The following is a 20339-nucleotide window of genomic DNA, read 5'->3' on the forward strand; positions in this document are numbered from 1 at the left end:
AGACTTGACCATAACTCGTGGCACAATGATTACGCGGGTTTTGAGCCGTCGCCCAAGGGTCCGGTCGGAAAGTGCCCGAAAAGCATAACCCGTGACCTGGCCGAGGAACTGCTCAACAAAGAGGCCATTCCGTTCTACGAATCAGAGGACAGCCAGTGGCCCGATCGGTTTCACGCGGTTTACAGGGGCGTGATCTACGAAGCCGTGCCCACACAGCCCGGGTATTCCTACCATGCATATCCATGGCGTGGTGATCTTCGGGGCCCTACCTTTCTGACTCGCAAAACGCTGAAAGCGCTGCGAGAAAAAGCAGACAAAAGGGGCGAAACGAAAGAGCTTGAGAGCTGGCTCCGACAGTTCGGGGGAGCATTGCGATGATGTTCGGATACGCTGGCGGATTACAGATCGAACTGGATCTGGAGCCGGCCTCCCTGGAGGGGCTTGCCGAAGGTCGTTGTCGCATGTTCCTGGCGGGTGAGCCGGTGTGGGTGGGCGAGGGCGAAGCACCGGACGGCTGCGGTGGGTACCTCGAGTGGACATGGGTCGACATGCTGGAATTTCTGGGGCGTTGGTGGCCCTGGCTGGTGCTGGAGGAGGATTATCCTGTACCTGTTTCGCCGGCATTCCCTTCCCAGTTTCTGGCCGAGTGCGAGCGCCGTTGGGACGGCATGGCAGACGAGCAGGTCGATGACGAAGAGCTGGAAGCCCATCGATTCCTGGCGCGTCACGACCTCGCATCGGCACCCAGGGGGCTGTTCCTGCCTTCCCTGATCATCATGCGACAGGGGAAGACCGCTCAGATTTCGGCTCCGGGGTTGCCGCGTGAGGTTATTCGCCCCTGGCGCGAGGTCGAGACAGTGCTGGAAGCCGCAGGCGAACATCTGTCCACCGCCTGCGCGGAAAGCACGCAGCCGCGTGCCCGTCAGGCCGTGGGTTGGTGGCAGGAGCGCCGAGAGCGAACCGAGGCTCGGGAGTGGATGCTGACCACGCGGCTCGAGGAAGATGCGCCCGGACGGTTCGAGCAGGCCGGCATTGATGCCGACGAATGGCAGTGGCCGGAACTGCGCGCCGTGGCACGGATGGCCTTCGACAGCGTTGTCAACGCCGATCAGCAGGCTGAATTGCTGCGCCGCATCGTGGATTGTCCCGCTCGCGCAACGCCCGAGCTCGATCGCATTGAAGCGGCGCTCGGGGAGCAACTGGACGATACCGAGCCCCCCTATCGGCAGGGCTACTGGGCGGCGAGCTGGCTGCGTGAGTGGCTGAGCCTGTCGCCCGAAGCCGCTGTGGAGCCGGGTGAATGGCTGAAACGCTGGGGTGTGCATGTTGAGGGCATCAATCTGGGAGCATGCCCGATAGAAGCCGTGACCGTGTGGGGCGAGCGCCATGGCCCCCTGGTGCTGGTCAACCACGCGTCGGAATCGCGTGCCGGTCACGAATACGGGGAGCGCGCCACACTCGCCCACGAGATTGCCCATCTGCTACTGGACCGGCAGGGCGCGCTCCCGGTGGCGGAAGTGCTCGGCGGACGAACACCGGAATACCCCGAGAAACGGGCTCGAGCCTTTGCCGCCGAACTGCTCTTGCCACGTGACGTGGCCGCCAGGGCCGTGGAACAAAGCGCCGACCTCACCGAGGCAGCCGAACGGCTGCGCGCCGATTACCGGGTGAGCCGGGAACTGCTGGCATGGCAGATCACCAACTCGGGAGCCGCAAAACAACTGCAGAGCCGTCAGGAGAAGGCACTGCTCGAGCAATGGCGCTCGGGGAGGGCCGGGGTAACTTGACCGGCACGGCCCGGGCCCCTTCCGGTTCGCGTAGGAGCGGCCTCGGCCGCGAACCGGACGGGCGTTCGCCCCGGGCTCAACCTGTTCGCTTGCAAGCAAGCTCCCACAGGGCCTCCCGGGCGTGGGGTTCGCCGTGGACCAGGCGGATGTCCTGCGGGCCGGTGCGGATGCCGCGCACGAAGCGCAGGAGGTCGGCCTGGTCCGCATGGGCGGAATAGCCGCTGATGGTGTCCACCCCCGCGCGGATGGCGTAGCGCTCGCCGTCCAGCTCCACGTGGCCGCCACGGCCGGCGGCCTGGATGGCGCGGCCCGGCGTGCCCTCCGCCTGGTAGCCGACGAACAGCACGTGGTGGCGTTCGTCCTCCAGCATGGCCTTGAGGTAGTTCACCACCCGGCCCCCGGCGGCCATCCCGCTGGCGGCGATCACCACCGCCGGGCGGCCGGAGCGGGCCAGGTAGTCCACCGTCTGCAGGTGGGTGTCGTGGTCGGCCACCGTATACAGGTTCTCGAAATCCAGCGGATGCCGCCCGGCACGCAGGCGCTGGTGCGCCTCGGCATCCCAGAACGGCTTCAGCTCGCGGTAGACCTCGGTAAAGCGCGCGGCCAGCGGCGAGTCCAGCACCACCTCCATGTCGCGCCAGCGCCGGTTGCCGCGATGGATCAGCCCCTCCAGCTCATACAGCAGTTCCTGCGTGCGGCCGATGCTGAAGGCCGGCACGATCACCGTGCCGCCGTTGGCATGGGCATGCTCCACCGCCGCCCGCAGCCGCGCCGCGCGCTCGCGGCGGTCGCCGTGGAGGCGGTCGCCATAGGTGCTCTCCAGCACCAGCGTATCCGCCCGGCGCGGCGGCTTCGGCGCCGGCAGCAGCGGCGCCCCGGGCGCGCCCAGATCGCCGGAGAACACCACCCGGCGCGAACGGCGCTCCCCCGGCTCGCGGAAATCGAACTCCACATAGGCCGAACCCAGGATATGCCCCGCGCGCTGCAGCCGCACCCGCGGGGCGAGGGCGGCATCCTCCACCGGCAGCGCATGCCAGGCGTTGTAATCCAGTGCCACCAGCCGCCGGTCGATGGTCCCCAGCACCGGCTCGATCAGCTGCCGGTCGCGGGTAAAGCCCACGCGCAGCGCATCCTCCAGCATCAGCGGCAGCAGCCGGGCCGAGGGCTTCGAACAGATGATCGGCCCGTCAAAACCCGCCGCCAGCAGATACGGCAGCCGCCCGATGTGGTCGATATGCACATGCGTGACCACCAGCGCCCGGATATCCTCCACCGAAAACTCGATCGCATGGCGCTCCAGCGTATCGCCCGGCCCGTGGTCGCGCCCCTGGAACAGCCCGCAATCCACCAGAAACGAATCCCGCGCCGATAGCCGCAGCCGGTGGCAACTGCCCGTCACGCCCTCGGCACCTCCGTGATGCACGATCTCCATAGCGTCTTCCCTGACCGTAAGCGAACCCCGACCATACATCGGACCATGCCCAAAGCGCACTTGATTTGCCCCACGATTCATGGCCCAATCCGCAGTTCGTTCAAGCGGTGAACAACCCCGCGCAGGAGGCCGGCCCCCTGGCCGATTGTCCTGATGCCAGATCGGCCAGAGGGCTGGCCTCCTACAGGCAAATCAAACAGGAATCCACCCGTCCGGCCATCCCATGCTCAGCACCTACCGCAAAGCACTCTCCCTGCTCAGCCGCAAGGAAAAACGCCGCGGCGGCCTCGTGCTCGGCATGGTCATCGTCATGGCCGTGCTGGAGACCGCCGGCGTCGCCTCGGTCATGCCGTTTCTGATCGTGCTGGGCAACCCCGAAGTGGTGCAGACCAACCCGGTGCTCAACACCGTGTATGACGGCCTCGGCTTCACCTCGGTGGATGCCTTCATCCTCGCGCTGGGCGCGGCCGCCTTCGGGCTTATCCCGTTCTCCGCTTATCCACCCCGGGCCGGGTGACACTGTATATGGTGTCAGATGTCTGCTAACGTAAAGGATGTACTGCAGCAGCTCCAGGGTGCGGGCGGTTCCCTGCGATGCGATGAATTGCGACGGTTGCTCGAAACCCTGGGCTTCGAGGTCCGCGACGGGAAGAAAGCAGGCCACAAGGTGGTCACCCATGCCGGGCTGCCGAGTTTCTACTCGACCTCCTACACATGCGGACACGGGAAAAACCCTGAAATCAAGCCAGCTTATGTCCGGAACATCCGCAAGATGCTCGAGGAGCGGGAGCCGGAATTGAGCCAATGGCTGAAGGGAGAGACGTCATGAACGCACAGGACTACGGGATCACGATACGCCGGGTTATCGAGGAGGGAGAAGCCTGCTTCGAGGCCCGGGTACGAGAGCTGCCGGACGTTGTCGAATACGCCGACACCCACGACGAGGCCTACGAGCTCGCGATCGATACCATCGAGACCACCGAGGCAGCGCTGAAGGAAAGCGGACGCGCGCTGCCGCAGCCCTTGCCGCCCGCGGATGACTTCAGTGGGCGCATTACACTGCGGGTGCCCAGAACGCTGCACCGCGCACTGGTCTCCCTGGCCGAAGACGAAGGCGTAAGCCTCAACCAGCAGATCGTCGCCGTATTGAGCTACTACGTCGGAGTGCAGACGCCAACCCGTACGGTTTTCGCCGAGTGGCATGCAGAGCCCGCCATTGCCCGACCCGGCGGCAAGGCTGCAACGGCTTGCCCGCAAATCATCCATGACATCGGCGCGGGCGACTCCAGCAAAGCCGATAAGTGGATGGCGCCAGCTGTATGACGGATTCCCCGATCCAAGCAGCCATCGATTGCCTGCGAATCCACGGGGTAAGCGTGCGCCAGTCCAGTGCCTGGCTGGCGGAAGATCATGACCCGCGGTTTTCACCCGTCGAGGCATACCAGCCGCAGTTCAAGCACCATGTGGAACGCAGCTATCTCATGGAAGTCCGCGAGGCGGAGACATCGTATTATGTCTTCCGGGTGTTCATCGGGCTGGGCCTGCGCTTGTTGCCAGTTTCTCCCGCTCGGGAAGGGGAAGACCCGGAGAAACACGAAGCCGGTGAGGCAGAAAGCGATGGTGTGCTGGCGCAGATCGAGGCGACATTTGTTGCGGAGTACGACACCGATACCGACCCGGGTCCGGAAGCGCTCGAAGCCTTTGCACAGAGGAATGCCAGCTACCACGTATGGCCATACTGGCGTGAATTCGTAAGCAATCAATGCGCCCGCATGGAGTTGCCGAGGGTCGTCATCCCGACGGTTCAGTTTGCTGTTCCGGCAGATACCCAATAACCCCGCATCCCGAACCCAACACCCGACCCTGAGGCCGCCCAGTTACCCCATGCTCAGCACCTACCGCAAAGCCCTGGCCCTGCTCAGCCGCAAGGAAAAACGCCGCGGCGGCCTCGTGCTCGGCATGGTCATCATCATGGCCGTGCTGGAGACCGCCGGCGTCGCCTCGGCCATGCCGTTTCTGAGCGTGCTGGGCAACCCCGAAGTGGTGCAGACCAACCCGGTGCTCAACACCGCGTATGACGGCCTCGGCTTCACCTCGGTGGACGCCTTCATCCTCGCACTGGGTGCCGCCGCCTTCGGGCTCATCCTGTTCTCCGCCTTCTTCCGCTCGCTCACGCACTACGCGATGAACCGCTTCATCGAGATGCGCCGCTCGCAGAGTCCTGCCCATAAGGGTAGAGGCCATATCGTCCAGGGCATGGCCGAACACAGTGCACTTTGAGTTAACGCCAGGGAGCCGGTAACCCCGTTATGCACCACCTTGCCCATGTCCGGATCCAGAACTTCCGCTCGTGCCGCGATGTTGCCCTCGCGCTCGGCGATTGCACCCCCATCGTGGGTTACAACAACGCCGGCAAGTCCAACGTGCTGGCCGCTCTCGCATGGTTCGTAACCTCCACGTCTCTGCGGGAGACCGACTTTCACGATGCGGAGAGTCCAGTAGCGGTGGAAGGAACACTCACGGGCCTGGACGGTGGACACCTGGCCGGAATCGCGGACAAGCACCGAACCAAGATCGAGCCGTACATTCAGGACGGGCGCCTCCATGTGCGGCGTACTCAACATTCTCCCGGCGCGAAGAAGACCGAAATCATGCTGGAAGTGCGCGATCCGACTACCGAAGACGATAGTGATGGTGCCTGGAAGCGCAACCCCAGCGGGATCGATAACGCACTCAAGGCGCTGTTCCCGGAACCCATAAGTATCGGTGCCATGGAGGATGCGGCCGAAGACGCCACCAAGGCGAAAAACACCTCCACCATCGGCAAACTGCTGGCGCAGTTCACCGGCCCGGCCGAGGCCAGCCACGGTGCCGAACTGGAGCAGGCCCTCGCGCCACTACACGACAAGCTCACGGCCACCGGCACCTCGCGCGCCGCAGAACTCAACCGGTTCGATAATGAGGCCACCGAAGCCCTGCGCCCCTTCTTCCCCGGTATCCAGCTCCACCTCGATATCCCCGTGCCCAGCGTCCAGGATCTTTTCGGCAAGGGCACCATCAAGGTGAGCGAACAGGGCCGCGATGCCGTCCGCGACTTCACCGCCCTGGGGCACGGCGCCCAGCGCAGCATCCAGATGGCACTCATCCGCTATCTCGCCGACGTCCGCGCCGACGAGCACGCGACGGCGCAGCGCCGGCTCCTGCTCATCGAGGAGCCCGAACTGTTCCTCCATCCACAAGCGATCGAGCAGGTGCGCACGGCGCTGGACAGCCTCTCTCACCACGGCTATCAGGTCGTATTCGCCACACATTCTCCCGTCATGGTGGACCGCGAAGCCGCGGCCAGCACCCGCATCGTCCGCAAGGATCCGGAAACCGGGGAAACCCGCATCATGCCCACGGCTCACGAGGCCCTGGAACAGCGCGTACAGGACGAGAACAAGCGCCTGCACGCGCTTTTCGCCCTGGAGAATGCCAACCACTGGCTGTTCAGCGATCGCGTGCTCATCGCCGAAGGCCCCACCGAGCGCTACCTGCTCCCCTTTATCTACGAAGCCGTCACGGGCCGAAAGCCCGCCGACGATGGGCTGGCCATCCTCGGGCTGGGTGGCGCCGGGGGATTGCCCGAATCACTAAGCGTCTTTCGGGAACTGGGCATCGAAGTGCGCGCGCTGGCGGATCTGGATTTCGCCGCAAACCAGGCGGTAAAGCACGGTCTCATCGCAAAGGATGACGAAGACCTGCGCGAATGCCTCAGCCAGATTCAGGCCATGGCGAATAACGACCCCTCCATTACCCTCGACGGCAACGGCCGCCCCCGCTCCAACAAGGACAACCCGGCGGGCAACAAGAAACCGACTGTCGTGTTCCGGGGCTGGGCTGCCAGTCCGGACGCCCTTCCCGTGGCGGAGAACCTGCACCACAAGCTCCGCCATCACGAGGTCTGGCTCTGGACAGGCGGAGACATTGAACACCACCTGGGCCTGACTGGCCCCAAGGACATCAGCAGCTGGGCCCCGTATCGCAACCGGCTTGCGAGTGAGCCTTTCGACGACGTGGTAAGCGATCACGAGACAGTGGCAGCACTGGTCCAATGGCTGCGACCGGGAGGGGCACCTGCATGAACGGCGCCTCGTGGGCTCAGCGGCTTCACCGACTGACGAGCGGCAATGGGCTACGAGCCAGTATAGTTCGTGCCAGCAGCGCTTCTGTGGCGCTCAAGGTCATCAACGCCGTGCTGGGCTTTGCGGTCACTGTGGTTTTGGCGCGTACCCTCGGCCCGGACAGCTTCGGCGTCTACGCCTTCGCCCTCGCCGTTATCATGGTGGTCGGCTTGCCGGCCAAGGCTGGCGTACCGCAGCTGGTCACGCGCGAGACAGCCAAGGCGCAGGCAAGCGGCCAGTGGGGCACGATCAGGGCCGTGTGGCGCTGGTCGTCCCTGGTCGTTCTGATCGTCTCCGGCGTAGTCTTTTTCGGCGCTGTGGCTGCGGGTTTGCTGTTCCCCGACTATTTCCGTTCCGAGCCCGGCATCACGCTCGCCATTGGCCTGCTTATGATCCCTCTCATGGGGCTGGCACTGGTCCGGGCCTCGTCCCTGCGTGGCCTCGGCCATACCGTACAGGGGCAGTTACCGGAGCTGGCAATCAAGCCACTCACATTTCTCATGTTGCTGCTGGGCATCCTGTTCGTCTCCGGCGATGTGTTGCGTGCCCCGCAGGCCATGGCCCTGAATATCACGGCTACTGCCGTCGCATTTTTTATCGGTGCACTGATGCTCAGACGGGCACGACCCTCGGCACTGGATCAGGCGGCGCCCGTCTACGAATCCCGAACCTGGCTCGCCACCATTATTCCCATGGCGAGCATCAACGCCATGCATCTGATCAACACACAGGCGGACATCCTGTTGATCGGTGTCTTCATGGAAAGCGCGGACGTGGGACAGTACAAGGTCGCCGCCCAGGTCTCGCTGATCGTCGCTTTTGGCCTGCAGGCGACAAAGATGGTGGTGGAACCGTACTTCTCGCGCCTGTATCACCAGGGCGAACATGAAAAATTACACCGTCTGGCCCGAGGTGCCTCCCGACTGAATCTCGCGATCGCCCTCACGGTTTTCACGCCCCTTCTTCTGTTCGGCGATGACTTGCTGCATATCGCTTTCGGTGCTGGATTCGTGGCCGCCTTCATCCCGATGCTGATTCTTTCACTCGGGCGCTTGACTGGTTCGACAATTGGGTCCAGCGGCCACTTATTGACCATGTCTGGTCATCATCGAGAATACGCCCGTTTCTGGATTATGGCAGCCTTTTTGAATGTGGTGCTCAATCTTGTATTGATTCCGATCTTCGGGACGGTGGGTGCGGCGATATCAACTGCGGGTACGTTAATCCTCGCAAATGGCCTCGGGTGGTGGGCGGCGAAGCGGTGGATTGGGTGTGATTGCTCACCATTTTCCCGGCTGCGCCGGGGTGGGGTAGTTAATGAATAAGGTTGGCGACAATGCATGATGAGAGAGAAGAACGACTGAAGCTCCAAGAAGGGCAATACGAGTTTCCGTATCACTACATACCGAAATTTAATGTCTCGGGAGCGCAGCGATACAGGGTTCTTGGCTGGGGATTCGAGTATCTGTGCTATCAACACCATATCGCAGATACGGTTAGGGAACTGTCACCCAGCTCCGTATTGGAGGTGGGATGTGGCGATGGTTACTTCATCGGCGCACTTGGTTCGGATGTTCCCCGTCGTGTCGGTGTAGATTTCTCGGAAAGGGCCATATCGTTTGCTCGCGCCTTTAATCCGGATGTGACGTTCCATGCGGCTGACGCCGCGGAAATTGATGAACAGTTCGATGTGGTCGCTGCGATAGAAGTGCTGGAGCACATTCCGGACGAGCAGGTTTCGTCGTTCCTCCGCGTGCTGTTCGAGAGGGTTAAGCCGGGGGGGTATGTGCTGATTTCCGTACCGTCGGTCATTCTGCCGCTGAACAAAAAGCATTTTAGGCACTACTCGGAAGAGCTGTTGCGATCACAGGTTGCAGACGCCGAGCCGAGAGCGGAACCAGTGCGTGTCGAGCATGTTTGCCATGTGCCCCGATGGATGGCCGTGTACGACAAGCTGACGGTGAATCGATACTGGATGATTGATGTCTCTTTCGTCTCGTCGTGGCTGTGGCGCCGTTTATGGTCGAGGCACCGTATCGGGGATGCGAACACGGGCCGCCACGTTGTCGGATTGTTCCGGAGGCCCGTGTGAGAACAGCCGAAGTCTCGAGTGCCGTTTCGGAATACTTGTGGCATGCCTATGTCCCGCACCGGGATGCGCCCGAATGGATGTTGGAGGTATGTGAACGGCCTTCGGACGGGTTGGACCACTCGGTCGATGGCGCCATCGAACGCCTCGACGCACTCTTTGACCGGCTTACCCAGGCGGTGTCGCCGCCGTATATCGTGCCGCTCAGCGGGGGGTGGGATAGCCGTCTGATCCTCGCCGCATTGCGGGAGAGGACCGATAAAGTGGTTACCGTGACGGTGGGGTGCCCAGGCCAGTTGGATTATGAGATTGCGGCGCGTATCGCCGAGGCTGCTTGTGTGGAACACGTGCCTGTGCCACTGGATGAGCTAACCCTGGAATGGAGCGCGCTGGCCGAGACGACACGCCATGCACCATGGACGTACCAGCCGGATGCGTTCTTTATCTCCGCGGGCTGTCAGGCAGGCAAGCAAGCAGCGAGCTCGGGCGCGTCTATCTGGTCCGGATTTTTGGGTGAAGCCCTTACGGGAGGGCATTATCGTTCGGACTATGAGGCTGAAACGCCTTCGCAGGCGCGTTCGGAGTTTGCGAGAAGCCAACGGCGCGGAAACGCAAAGTTGCTGGCTTCGCACTCAACTGTTCAGAGCTACCCGGAAGCGCCTCCCGAATGGAGGGCATGCGCCGCACAGCGGGAATGGCTGGATTTCTCCGTCAGGCAGCGGGCTTGTATCGCCCCAATTGTTCTCGGAGGTGCCTGGCGCGGCTGGCAAGCGGATCAGGGTTATGGGTGGGGCATGGCCCCGATGATCGCACCGTACGCAGATCGGGATTGGGCTGCGTATTGGTTGCACGCGCCACGCCGCCAGCACGACGGGCAGCATCTCTACCAACGTATGGCGGAGGCACGTTTCCCCACCCTCTTCGGCCTGCCTGGAAAATCTACTTGGGGGGTGAGCAGGCATCAGCGGAGGCGGCAATTCCTGCTGAGAGCGCAACATGGCATCCGTAACCGCTTTCACCGGCACATGCCGTGGCTGCCGATTCGCAGCCGTTTAGCGGACAATTACATCGACTTTCAATGGGCCTTCCGCAAACGCGATGACTACATCAGCGTTATCGAAAAAGCCATCGAGGTCCTGAAGCAACACGAGGCAGTGCCATGGCTGGATTTGGATACCATCTGGCGTGAGCACTACCGTGGCAAGCGAGACCACGCTCAGGCCTTGCAGGTCTTGCTGGGCCTGGCCGTCAATTTGGAAGTGCACGGGTAGCGAGCATTGAAGAAAACGACACTAATCTGCCTCCTGGATAAGAAATACCCACCGGACCACTCCTTCGTGACCGGCATGCTGGCGCAGGCACTGCCTCGCGACGGCGATGTGCGGGTCCAGTTGCTCGTCATGGCGCCCGAGGGTAGTCCGCTCGGCCCGCAGCGTTACCTCCGCGCGGCATGCCTGCCCATGATACCCGACTTTTCGCGGCAGGGTAATTCTCGTGTGCGGGCCATGCTGACAGCACGGCGACTTGCCAGCACCTTGATCGACAAGGCGCGGCGTCGAGGTGAACGTGTCGTTCTGTTCGTCCGAAACCATCCCGCGCTGTTGCTCGTCGCGGCAAGCTTGAGGGGGCGAGCCGATGGACTTGTTTTTCAAAGTAGCTTCCCGCTGGAGCGGCAAGGCAATAGGGCTAGGCGCGGGCTTCATCAAGCCGCACTGCGTCTTGGCGGTCGCCGAGTGGATGGTGTGCTGGCAGTGAGTCCCCTGGGGCTCGAGCGGGCCCGGAGTTTGTGCTCTGACTACGCTCCAGGTTTGGTCGTTCCGCTCCTGTCGGATCTGCCGCGCGCCTCGGCGGCCGAAGATGCCATCTGGGGTGGCGACAAAGGCTCAGTACGATTCATTTATGTCGGAACGCATGGAGCGCAGAGGCGCCTTGACGTTGTGTTGGCCGGGGCCGTGGGTGCCTTGAACGCAGGCGCAAACGCCGCATTCGTTTTTGTGGGCGGGAAGCCAGAGGAAATTGCCGCGCTGAGAACGAGTTCAGGTGTACAACGTTGGGAGGGAGAGAGCCGTATTCGGTTCATTGAGGCATTGCCGCGTCCGACGCTTCCAGGCTTGTTAGGGGGGGCGGACGTTGGTCTGAGCCTGGTGCCGGCAACAAGAATAAATCGTGAGATGTCTCCGACCAAGCTTGCGGAATACATGGGCGCAGGTCTCGCGGTAGTTGCCAGTCGTGGAGTAGATCTTCAAGAGACATTTATGCGGGACTCGGCGGCGGGTCTCTTGGTCCCTTTCGACGCTCAGTCCATCGCTGATGGGATCGGCCAGATGTGTGCCGACCAGAGTTTTCTTAATGATTGTAAGTCGTACGCAGAGAACTTCGCCGAAACCCGCCTAATATACTCGAGATATGTTTCCGAATTTACCGCGATCATATTTGGATCCGAAGTCAGTAGTTTCGATGGCCACTCATCGACAATCGACTCTGACCCAGAACGATGATTCGGGTGGTGAGATGGCGAAACGACAACTCAGGAGTTTCATCGGTGGCTCTCCCAAGTACGGACCGAGATTTCTTCTTCGCCAGCAGGAGCAGCACCCACGCGTGTCCATGTTACCCATGAATGAACTGCATTATTACAGCGCCGACCTTGCGAGTCGCATTATCCGACGCGCGCAGTGCTGCATCGGGCTCTTTGCTTGGGTGGCGGAAGCACTTAAAGCTAAAGGTCTTCGCATTACCACCAAAGTGCTGCAGGAAGGGCATGATGTACCGCGGTGATAGGGCGGCGGGTACGTCTAATGCGGTCCGAAATTTATCGGCCATCATGGCGTTTTCATTGGCGTTTGCTCTTTTGGCGGGCCCGCGTCTTCAGGTCTTCGATGTTCATGCTGCTTCGGTGCTGATGGTTTCGGCAGGTTATTTGGTCTTCGGGCTGGCGTCGGGGAAAATCGATAAACCGCTTGTCTCGATATCTGCGTTTTTGTTTCCATCACTACTGTACGCAATCAGTTTAGCGCTTTTACTGCCGTTAGGGACAATGGAGTTTTCTTATGTCCTGGCGAAAGCCTATGTGTATGCCTTTGCTGCAGCTGGACTCGTCAAGGTATACATCCATGCATATGGTTCTGATTGGGCAGTTCGCCTTCTCCGTCACGTTGTTTTCTTGTGGGCGATTTTGGCCCTCAGCGGTATTAGTTTTGTTCTTATCCCTTGGTATAGGGGTTGGGTAGGCGAAAACTTCTTCATGGACGGTAATTACCATTGGGTTGAGTCGGGATACAGAGCGTACGACCTCGTTTCAGGTGGTGCTTTTAATGGTGCCTTTGGGTATGTGGTAGTTGTTTTTATCATTGCCCTCCTTTGGCGGAGGCTTCGGTTTTCTGGGCTGGGCGCGATTTTGCTTGGGTTGTTTGTTGGTTTTGGTGGTGTGCTGATGGCGCGCTCCTTTCTTGTGCTGTTCTTGGTGGGCTTGTTCACGTTGCTGGCTCTCATGTTTATTAGGGCGGCACTGAAAAGGGAGCTTGTTGTCCGCAAGGCATGGCTTACGATGCCGTTAGTTGTGTTGGTATCTTTTTTAATTGCGTATGCATCATTCAGCGTACTACCGGATCACGTGCGATCCTGGGCTTTCGAATTCGTTGATGGTGATGGGCGTGGTTTAGTGATGCCCGGATCGTTAGAAACTATAGTCGGGCGAATGTATTTTCTTCCAGAAGGCTTTGTTGAAACGTTGTTTGGAGGAGGCTATCTGGGGCGTTGGGAGAGTGGCCCCTATGTCAGAAGTGACGTTGGGTATGTTCGTGTATTGTTTAATAGCGGTGTATTAGGGCTATTGTTGATTATAGTTCCTCTGGGGTTGCTTTGGGGTGCTGCGGTCTATAGATATCTTCGAGATGGTGATGGGGTGGCTCTCTTGTTGGCATGTCTCATTGTTCTCATCGCCGTCGGCAATGCAAAAGAGCTGTTTGTTCTTCCTCGAAACACAGGGGTTTTGGTTTTGCTGGTGCTTTTTCTTTACATGAAAGATAGATACCGGCGGGTCGCTTGGGGTTGGCCTCATAGAGAGACTCGCGTTAGGGGTTTTGCTAGATCGTTTGGCGCGAAGGTGAGGGTGTCGGCATGATTAGGCTGTTTGCCTACATGCCGACGCCGGGCGGCCTCACGGGTGCGCCCCGGCGCTTGCTGACCCTGGCATCCGTCCTTCGTGAGCAAGGCGTCGAGATGTGCATCGCCACGCAGCGCGACAGCGACCTGTTTCGGGCGGCGGAGGAACAGGGGCTCGATACGGTGGAGGTGGAGCCGGTCGGGGTGCTCCGCCAACGTCACGGTGCGTTGTTCGGGGGTAATGCCGTATTCCGCCTGAAGGCGCTGTTCAGCCTGCTGGTGCAGAACCTGGGTATCGCGCGGAAGATTCGGAAGCACGGTGCGGATGTCGTCTGGATTCGAGGCAGCAAGGGGATTGCGTTTGCCGGGCTGGGTGCGCTTGTGAGCCGGCGGCCCCTGGTATGGGACGTGGATTACGAGCTGCCATCCCGGGGTGTTGTGCGCTGGCTGCATCGGCTGGGGTTGTGGGCGGCCAAGCGCGTGGTATTCCAGTATTCGGCTGCGCCGGATGCGATTTTCGGTCTGGAGCTGGCCGCGCGGTACCGACAGAAGTTCCGGACAATCATCCCCGGCATCGATCTGCCATCGCTGGAACCGTTCCGGGCCAAGCGAATGGCGAGGGAGCGACGGGAGGGCGATCCTTTCGTGATCCTCCAGGTCGGCACCATCTGCGATCGGAAGAATCAGGTAACAATCATAGAGGCATTGCGTTCTCTACAGATAAATAACGTGCATGGAGATTGGGAACTGTGGTTGGTGTATGACGAAATACAGGATCGGGTTGTCCCGGTTCGTGTTAGTGGCTATGGGCTTGAGCCGAATGTGATGTTCCTTGGATGGCGTGACGATGTTAAGGCGTTGATGGTGGAAGCGGATATCTTGGTGATGCCGTCAAGAGATGAGGGCGTTCCAAATGCCGTACAGGAGGCGATGGCGATAGGCGTACCTGTACTTGCGAGCGAAGCGGGGGGCATGCCGGAGATTATTCGCGACGGTCAGACTGGGTGGATTCTGGGTATGGATGACGCCGAAGCCTGGGCCGAACGTATTAAGAGGTGTGCACTAGACCGTTCGGCGTGTAAGTCTGTTGGGGACGCTGCCTCAACGTATGCACTTGAACATCTCGGAACTGCGCAGTGGGGACAAAGTTACGCACGCCTGGTGGAGGAAGTGGTGAGTTCTCCTGATGCAGTAGAGGTCCGCTGATGTGCGGGATCGTCGGGTATTGGTCGCGGAATAGCCGCTCCGTGGATGTGGCCAGCCGGATGGCTCATCGTATAGCGACGAGGGGCCCTGATGACGCTGGGGTGTGGGCTGAAGGTGAAGGCGAGCCGGTCTTGGCGCATCGACGGCTGTCGATAGTTGACCTGTCTCCAGCCGGTCATCAACCGATGGTGTCACCCTGTGGACGGTATGTACTTTCGTATAACGGAGAAATCTATAACCATACGGAACTCAGGCAGGAGCTGGAACGCGAAGGCGGCGGATTCGATTGGCGGGGCCATTCGGATACGGAGACGTTGCTGGCGGCGTTGCGCTACTGGGGGGTGCATGGTGCTCTGGAGCGGCTAAACGGCATGTTCGCGTTCGCGCTCTGGGATCGGACAGAGCGGACGCTGTTTCTGGCGCGTGACCGTATGGGAGAGAAGCCGCTCTACTATGGTCGTAGTGGCGACACATTTCTCTTTGGTTCCGAACTCAAGGCGTTGGCTGCGCATCCGGATTGGCGGGGTGAGGTAGATCGCGATGCGTTAGCGCTTATGCTTCGCTATAACAACGTGCCCGCGCCATGGAGCATCTACCGAGGGATCTACAAGTTGCCGCCGGCCCATTATCTGGTGGTTCGGGGTCAGGGGCATCAGGTGGGTGAACCGGAGTGCTACTGGGATCTCCCGGAGGTCGCGTCGGAAGGGGCTCGGGAGGCGAAGGGCGAGCCGGACGCACTCGCAGACGAACTGGATGAGCTACTGCGCGACTCCGTTGGTCGGAGAATGATGGCGGACGTTCCGCTGGGGGCGTTCCTGTCCGGTGGTTTCGATTCGACCATGGTAGTGGCGCAGATGCAGGCGCAGAGTGCCCGCCCCGTAAAGACATTTTCGATTGGCAATGCAGATGCGGAGTACGACGAGGCGCATCACGCGGCGGCCGTGGCCCGCCACCTGGGGACGGATCACAGAGAGTTGTATGTAACGCCGGAGGATGCGCAGGCTGTCATCCCGCGCTTGCCGGAAATTTTCGACGAGCCATTTGCGGATTCCTCCCAGATACCGACCTATCTGGTTAGCGAGCTGGCACGGCGGGATGTCACGGTAACGCTGTCCGGTGACGGGGGCGACGAGCTTTTGGGGGGCTACAACCGCCATGTTGTCGGCCCGGGGGTATGGCGCCGAGTGAATAGGCTGCCTGGTTGGCTGCGCGGGTTCCTGGGTGGTGCCGTCGGGAACTTGTCGCAGCGGGATCTGCGGCAATGGAGAAGGCGGCTTCCCGCCCGCATGCAGGTCCCGAATCTGGAGCTCAAACTGGAAAAACTCGCCAAGGCGCTGGGTGCGTCCGACGGGCCCGGGTTCTATCGTGCACTGCGTTCTCGGTGGAAGGCGCCGGAGGGCATGGTCCTGGGGGCGTCCGAACAGCAGGAGCAAGAGGGCCCGGTGGATTGGCTTTCGGACTTGCCCGGCTTGCGGGAGCAGATGATGCTCCTTGATATGCTCACATATCTTCCGGACGACATTCTGACCAAGGTGGACCGAGCCAGCATGGCGGTAAGCCTGGAGGCTCGCGTACCGCTGCTGGACCATAGACTGGTGGAGTTCGCTTGGCAGGTCCCGACCGAGTACAAGGTGCGCGACGGGCAGGGTAAGTGGCTGTTACGCAAGGTTCTTGATCGCTATGTGCCGAGCTCGCTGATGGAAAGGCCGAAGCAGGGCTTTGGTATACCAATTGAACACTGGCTTCGGGGGCCGTTGCGCGACTGGGCGGAGTCGCTGCTTGATGAGCAACGCCTATGTGAAGAAGGCTTTTTCGATCCGGCGCCCATCCGGAGGGTGTGGACCGAGCACTTGGCGGGCCGAGGCCGAAGCCAGCATCGCCTCTGGTGCGTGCTCATGTTTCAGGCATGGTTGGATGAGCAGAGGAAACAGTTCGCAGTTGGTTGAGTAACACGGGATTTTTCAACGCACGAGGGATTCAGGTGGATTTACCAGGATTGCACAGAAAGGGGCACGGCCTGAACAACGTGTGGTGGACCTCCGGCGCTGGTGGGCCGTCGTCATTGATCGGGGACCCAGCTGGGGGTCGCAGGGAAGGGAGAGGTGGAGCCGTGGAATGTGCGCGGGTGCTGGCGTGATCGGGGAACCCCAACCATGACGGAACCGATTATTGAACCTTTGGCGGCTGTCTCAGGCGAAGCCGCCAGCGAACTGCTCGCCCGATGTATGGGGGATGCATTCGGGCGAGAGAAGAGCGCGAGGCTGTGGAAGTGGAAGCATCAGGATAACCCGGCTGGGGACTCGGTCGGGTTGGCTGCGTTCAGCCCGAGCGGTGAGCTGATCGGTCTGCGCCCCTTTATGCGCTGGCGACTGCGCGGGGCAGATGGAGTGGAGGTGTCTGCGGTGCGAGCGGTGGATACCGCCGTTGATCCCGATTGGCGGCGAAGCGGATTGTTTTCTCGAATGACCGTCGGCGCATTGGAGCAACTGGCAGAGAATGGGATTGACCTGGTTTTCAACACACCGAACGACCGGAGCGGCCCGGGGTACCGAAAAATGGGCTGGCATTTGTTGGGCCATCCGCGCGTGTGGATTCGGCCACGCCCGTTCGGGTTAACACGCCGCTTGGTTGAAAGTCCGTGCATTGGGCTTCGGTCGTTCCGGCCGGAGGATGCAGCGGCACTGGCAGAGATGGGTACGGAGGACCGTGGTGATGCTCTGATTGTAGAGAAGTCACCGGAATATCTGCGCTGGCGGTACGGTGGGCACCCCAACCTCACCTATTCGTTGGTCTCGTGTGAAGCGGGAACCGCGGTGGTGAGGCCGGATCGCCGTGCGGGGCGCCAGGGAGTTGCGGTGCTCGACATGTTTTTGCGCGAAGCTGCGATCGGGGCTCGGTATCGCCTTTTGGGTGCGGTATTGCGCGAGACGGACGGGGCTTATGTGGTGATGGGGCCGCAAAGATCCAGGGGGGCTGGAATGGCTGCGGGTCTGCGCGGATTTGCCCCGTTCCCTTGGCGGAACGTGAACCTTGCTGCGCGGCCGGTTGCCTGGGCGGACGAGGCGCCGGTCTTCCATGACCGTGGTGCGTGGGGGCTGACACTGGGCGATTTGGAGACATTCTGATGGCGAAGTATGCGGAAGCCCCACCGGCGCTGGTCGTTTCGTTGGACTTTGAGCTTCACTGGGGAGTCAGCGAGCGTGTTACTGGAGCTGACCATCCCTATGCCGCTCATCTGCGTGGTGCGCGGGATGTGATTCCCCGATTGCTGGAGCGGTTTCGGGAGCGTGGAATCCACGCCACCTGGGCAACGGTTGGCGCGCTGTTTGCCGATGGGCGTACGGACCTTGGCTCGTTCATGCCTGCTGTCAGGCCCGAATACGAGCGCACCGCCGTGGATAACTACCGCTTGGGGTTGGGGGCATCAGAGGCGGAAGACCCGCTGCATTTCGCGCCCACTCTGGTGAAGAAGATCCGTGAGACGAAGGGTCAGGAACTCGCATCGCATACGTTCTCGCATTATTTCTGCGATGAGCCCGGCCAGTCCCGCAAGGCGTTTTCGGCGGATCTGGCTGCGGCCCAGGCGATTGCCGAGCGTGAGGGGGAAGCACTGCGGTCGCTTGTGTTCCCGCGCAACCAAGTGGTTGATGAGTATCTGTCAGCCTTGACGGAAAACGGAATCGAAATTTACCGGGGCAATCCTCCCGGGGGGCTTTATGAGCCTGTGCATCACCCGGCGCGGCGTGCCGCGATGCGGGCGGCCCGGTTGACGGACGGGTTTCTGAATCTGACCGGGCACCATACGTTCGGTTGGGACAGAATCACTGCGGAGTACCCTTGGAATGTTCAAGCAAGCCGCTTTCTTCGGCCTTACTCTCGCAAGCTTCGGTATCTTGAGCCTCTGCGCAGGCGTCGCGTGAAAGCAGGTATTCGGGCTGCCGCGAAGCGAAACGAGGTGTTTCACCTCTGGTGGCATCCCCACAACTTCGGCGCGAACCAGGAAAAGAATCTGGAAGCCCTGGACGACATTTTGGACACCTTTGAACGGCTTCGGGAGAGCGAGGGAATGCGCTCCTTCAGCATGAGCGAGGCCGCTGACTTCGCACGAACGCTGAAGCGTTAGGCAGATGTCTTGGAAGAAGGGAGCATGCATTGAAGTGCCCCGGGCAGCCGTCCGGGCTGTGATTTGCCTCGGAAGCCAAGCAGCAAGGACAGATTGAGATGACGATGGACAGATTCGCCCAGCTAGCAGACATACGCATTGCCGTCATCGGCCTGGGCTACGTGGGCCTGCCGCTGGCGGCGGAGTTCGGGCGGGTGTTGCCCACGCTGGGGTTCGATATCGACGCCCAGCGGGTGGAGGAGCTGAACCGGGGGCATGATCGCACGCGGGAGGTGGAGCCGGAGGAGCTGGCGGCGGCCGCGCAGCTGGAGATGACGGCGGACCCGGCGGCGCTGGCGGACTGCAATGTGTTCATCGTGACGGTGCCGACGCCGATTGATGCGCACCGGCGGCCGGATCTGGGGCCGCTGCTGGCGGCCAGCCGCACGGTGGGGCGGGCGCTGAAGGATGGCGACGTGGTGATCTTCGAGTCCACGGTGTATCCCGGGGCCACGGAGGAAGACTGCGCGCCGGTGCTGGCGGCGGAGTCCGGCCTGACCGTGAATGAAGGGTTCTTCCTGGGCTACAGCCCGGAGCGGGTGAACCCGGGGGACAAGGCGCATCGCATTCCGGACATCGTGAAGGTGACCTCGGGTTCCACGCCGGAAGTGGCGCGGTTTGTGGACGAGCTGTACGCGCGCATCATCCGCGCGGGCACGCATCGGGCGCCGAGCATCCGCGTGGCGGAGGCGGCCAAGGTGATCGAGAACACCCAGCGGGACGTGAACATTGCGCTGGTGAACGAGCTGGCGCTGCTGTTCGACCGGCTGGAGCTGGATACCGAGGCGGTGCTGGCGGCGGCGGGCACCAAGTGGAACTTTCTGCCGTTCCGGCCGGGGCTGGTGGGCGGGCACTGCATCGGGGTGGACCCGTACTACCTGACGCACAAGGCCCAGGCGGTGGGCCACCATCCGGAGATGATCCTGGCCGGGCGGCGGGTGAACGACGGCATGGGCGGGCATATCGCCGACCGGCTGGTGAAGGCGATGATCCGCAAGGGCTTCCCGGTGGTCGGGTCGCGCATCCTGGTGATGGGGCTGGCGTTCAAGGAGAACTGCCCGGACCTGCGCAACACCCGGGTGGTGGACATCATCGCCGACCTGCAGGGCTACAACGCGCAGGTGGACGTGTGGGACCCGTGGGTGGATGCGGCCGAGGCGCGTGAGGAATACGCCCTGGACCTGCTGGAAGGTGAGCCGGATGCCGGTGCGTACGATGCGATGGTACTGGCCGTGCCGCATCGGGAGTTCGTGGCGCTGGGCGGCGAGGGCGTGCGCCGCCTGGGGCGCGAGAATGCCGTGGTGTTCGACGTGAAGTCGGCCCTGCCGCCCGAAGCGGCGGATTTGCGGTTGTAGGGCGTGCGGCTTCTCTTTGTCGTCAACGACTTCGGCTTCTT

The 20339-nt window shown here is 61.6% G+C and carries 18 protein-coding genes and 2 pseudogenes; 19 read left to right on the forward strand and 1 reads right to left on the reverse strand.

Annotation, left to right across the window (positions count from 1 at the left end):
• Positions 1 to 378 (forward strand): hypothetical protein (locus B1A74_RS14400; RefSeq protein WP_143592251.1); only part of this gene is annotated, 378 nt, incomplete at its 5' end.
• Positions 375 to 1787, forward strand: coding sequence for an ImmA/IrrE family metallo-endopeptidase (locus B1A74_RS10060; protein WP_077244548.1), 1413 nt, complete (start codon positions 375 to 377; stop codon positions 1785 to 1787). The genes B1A74_RS14400 and B1A74_RS10060, both read left to right, overlap by 4 nt.
• 76 nt (positions 1788 to 1863) lie before the next feature.
• Here B1A74_RS10060 and B1A74_RS10065 read toward each other — a convergent pair whose 3' ends face one another.
• Positions 1864 to 3219, reverse strand: a complete 1356-nt coding sequence (locus tag B1A74_RS10065) for an MBL fold metallo-hydrolase RNA specificity domain-containing protein (RefSeq protein WP_077244549.1) — start codon at positions 3217 to 3219, stop codon at positions 1864 to 1866.
• A gap of 223 nt (positions 3220 to 3442) precedes the next feature.
• Between B1A74_RS10065 and B1A74_RS10070 the strand changes: the two are divergent.
• The 17 genes and pseudogenes from B1A74_RS10070 to B1A74_RS10140 all read left to right on the forward strand — a co-directional run.
• Positions 3443 to 3718 (forward strand): annotated as a pseudogene (locus B1A74_RS10070) (hypothetical protein); the annotation flags it as partial.
• Between the two features lie 114 nt (positions 3719 to 3832).
• Entirely contained in the window at positions 3833 to 4048 is a 216-nt protein-coding gene (locus B1A74_RS10075) for a hypothetical protein (protein ID WP_231365003.1), read from the forward strand.
• Entirely contained in the window at positions 4045 to 4542 is a 498-nt protein-coding gene (locus tag B1A74_RS10080; protein ID WP_244263459.1) for a toxin-antitoxin system HicB family antitoxin, read from the forward strand. The genes B1A74_RS10075 and B1A74_RS10080 overlap by 4 nt, the downstream gene beginning before the upstream one ends.
• Positions 4539 to 5054, forward strand: coding sequence for a hypothetical protein (locus B1A74_RS10085; RefSeq protein ID WP_077244551.1), 516 nt, complete (start codon positions 4539 to 4541; stop codon positions 5052 to 5054). Before B1A74_RS10080 ends, B1A74_RS10085 begins: the two co-directional genes overlap by 4 nt.
• Before the next feature lie 49 nt (positions 5055 to 5103).
• A pseudogene (locus B1A74_RS10090) lies at positions 5104 to 5430 on the forward strand (hypothetical protein); the annotation flags it as partial.
• 98 nt (positions 5431 to 5528) lie between these two features.
• On the forward strand, positions 5529 to 7343 hold the full coding sequence (locus B1A74_RS10095) for an ATP-dependent nuclease (RefSeq protein ID WP_077244553.1): 1815 nt from the start codon (positions 5529 to 5531) through the stop codon (positions 7341 to 7343).
• Between the two features lie 86 nt (positions 7344 to 7429).
• Positions 7430 to 8707, forward strand: a complete 1278-nt coding sequence (locus B1A74_RS10100) for a flippase (RefSeq protein ID WP_158076025.1) — start codon at positions 7430 to 7432, stop codon at positions 8705 to 8707.
• Positions 8708 to 8718: 11 nt separating this feature from the next.
• Positions 8719 to 9474 carry a class I SAM-dependent methyltransferase gene (locus tag B1A74_RS10105; protein ID WP_143592252.1) on the forward strand — a complete coding sequence of 252 codons (756 nt, stop codon included), beginning with the start codon at positions 8719 to 8721 and terminating at the stop codon, positions 9472 to 9474.
• Complete coding sequence (locus tag B1A74_RS14200; RefSeq protein WP_158076026.1) at positions 9471 to 10742, forward strand: asparagine synthase-related protein; 1272 nt, start codon at positions 9471 to 9473, stop codon at positions 10740 to 10742. The genes B1A74_RS10105 and B1A74_RS14200 overlap by 4 nt, the downstream gene beginning before the upstream one ends.
• A gap of 234 nt (positions 10743 to 10976) precedes the next feature.
• Complete coding sequence (locus B1A74_RS14600) at positions 10977 to 11969, forward strand: glycosyltransferase (protein ID WP_425274679.1); 993 nt, start codon at positions 10977 to 10979, stop codon at positions 11967 to 11969.
• A 118-nt stretch (positions 11970 to 12087) separates the two neighbouring features.
• A complete protein-coding gene (locus B1A74_RS14260) occupies positions 12088 to 12249 on the forward strand; it encodes a hypothetical protein (RefSeq protein WP_158076027.1) in 162 nt (53 codons plus the stop codon).
• Complete coding sequence (locus tag B1A74_RS14205) at positions 12233 to 13594, forward strand: hypothetical protein (protein WP_143592255.1); 1362 nt, start codon at positions 12233 to 12235, stop codon at positions 13592 to 13594. The genes B1A74_RS14260 and B1A74_RS14205 overlap by 17 nt, the downstream gene beginning before the upstream one ends.
• Entirely contained in the window at positions 13591 to 14781 is a 1191-nt protein-coding gene (locus B1A74_RS10120; protein WP_244269206.1) for a glycosyltransferase family 4 protein, read from the forward strand. Before B1A74_RS14205 ends, B1A74_RS10120 begins: the two co-directional genes overlap by 4 nt.
• Complete coding sequence (asnB, locus tag B1A74_RS10125; protein ID WP_077244558.1) at positions 14781 to 16727, forward strand: asparagine synthase (glutamine-hydrolyzing); 1947 nt, start codon at positions 14781 to 14783, stop codon at positions 16725 to 16727. The genes B1A74_RS10120 and asnB overlap by 1 nt, the downstream gene beginning before the upstream one ends.
• A gap of 207 nt (positions 16728 to 16934) precedes the next feature.
• Positions 16935 to 17906, forward strand: a complete 972-nt coding sequence (locus B1A74_RS10130) for a GNAT family N-acetyltransferase (protein WP_077244559.1) — start codon at positions 16935 to 16937, stop codon at positions 17904 to 17906.
• Positions 17906 to 18904, forward strand: a complete 999-nt coding sequence (locus tag B1A74_RS10135; RefSeq protein ID WP_077244560.1) for a polysaccharide deacetylase family protein — start codon at positions 17906 to 17908, stop codon at positions 18902 to 18904. The genes B1A74_RS10130 and B1A74_RS10135 overlap by 1 nt, the downstream gene beginning before the upstream one ends.
• A gap of 104 nt (positions 18905 to 19008) precedes the next feature.
• Entirely contained in the window at positions 19009 to 20298 is a 1290-nt protein-coding gene (locus B1A74_RS10140) for a nucleotide sugar dehydrogenase (RefSeq protein ID WP_077244562.1), read from the forward strand.
• Positions 20299 to 20339 lie beyond the last annotated feature (41 nt).

Origin of the sequence: Thioalkalivibrio halophilus, assembly GCF_001995255.1 — a bacterium.
Lineage (GTDB): Bacteria > Pseudomonadota > Gammaproteobacteria > Ectothiorhodospirales > Ectothiorhodospiraceae > Thioalkalivibrio > Thioalkalivibrio halophilus.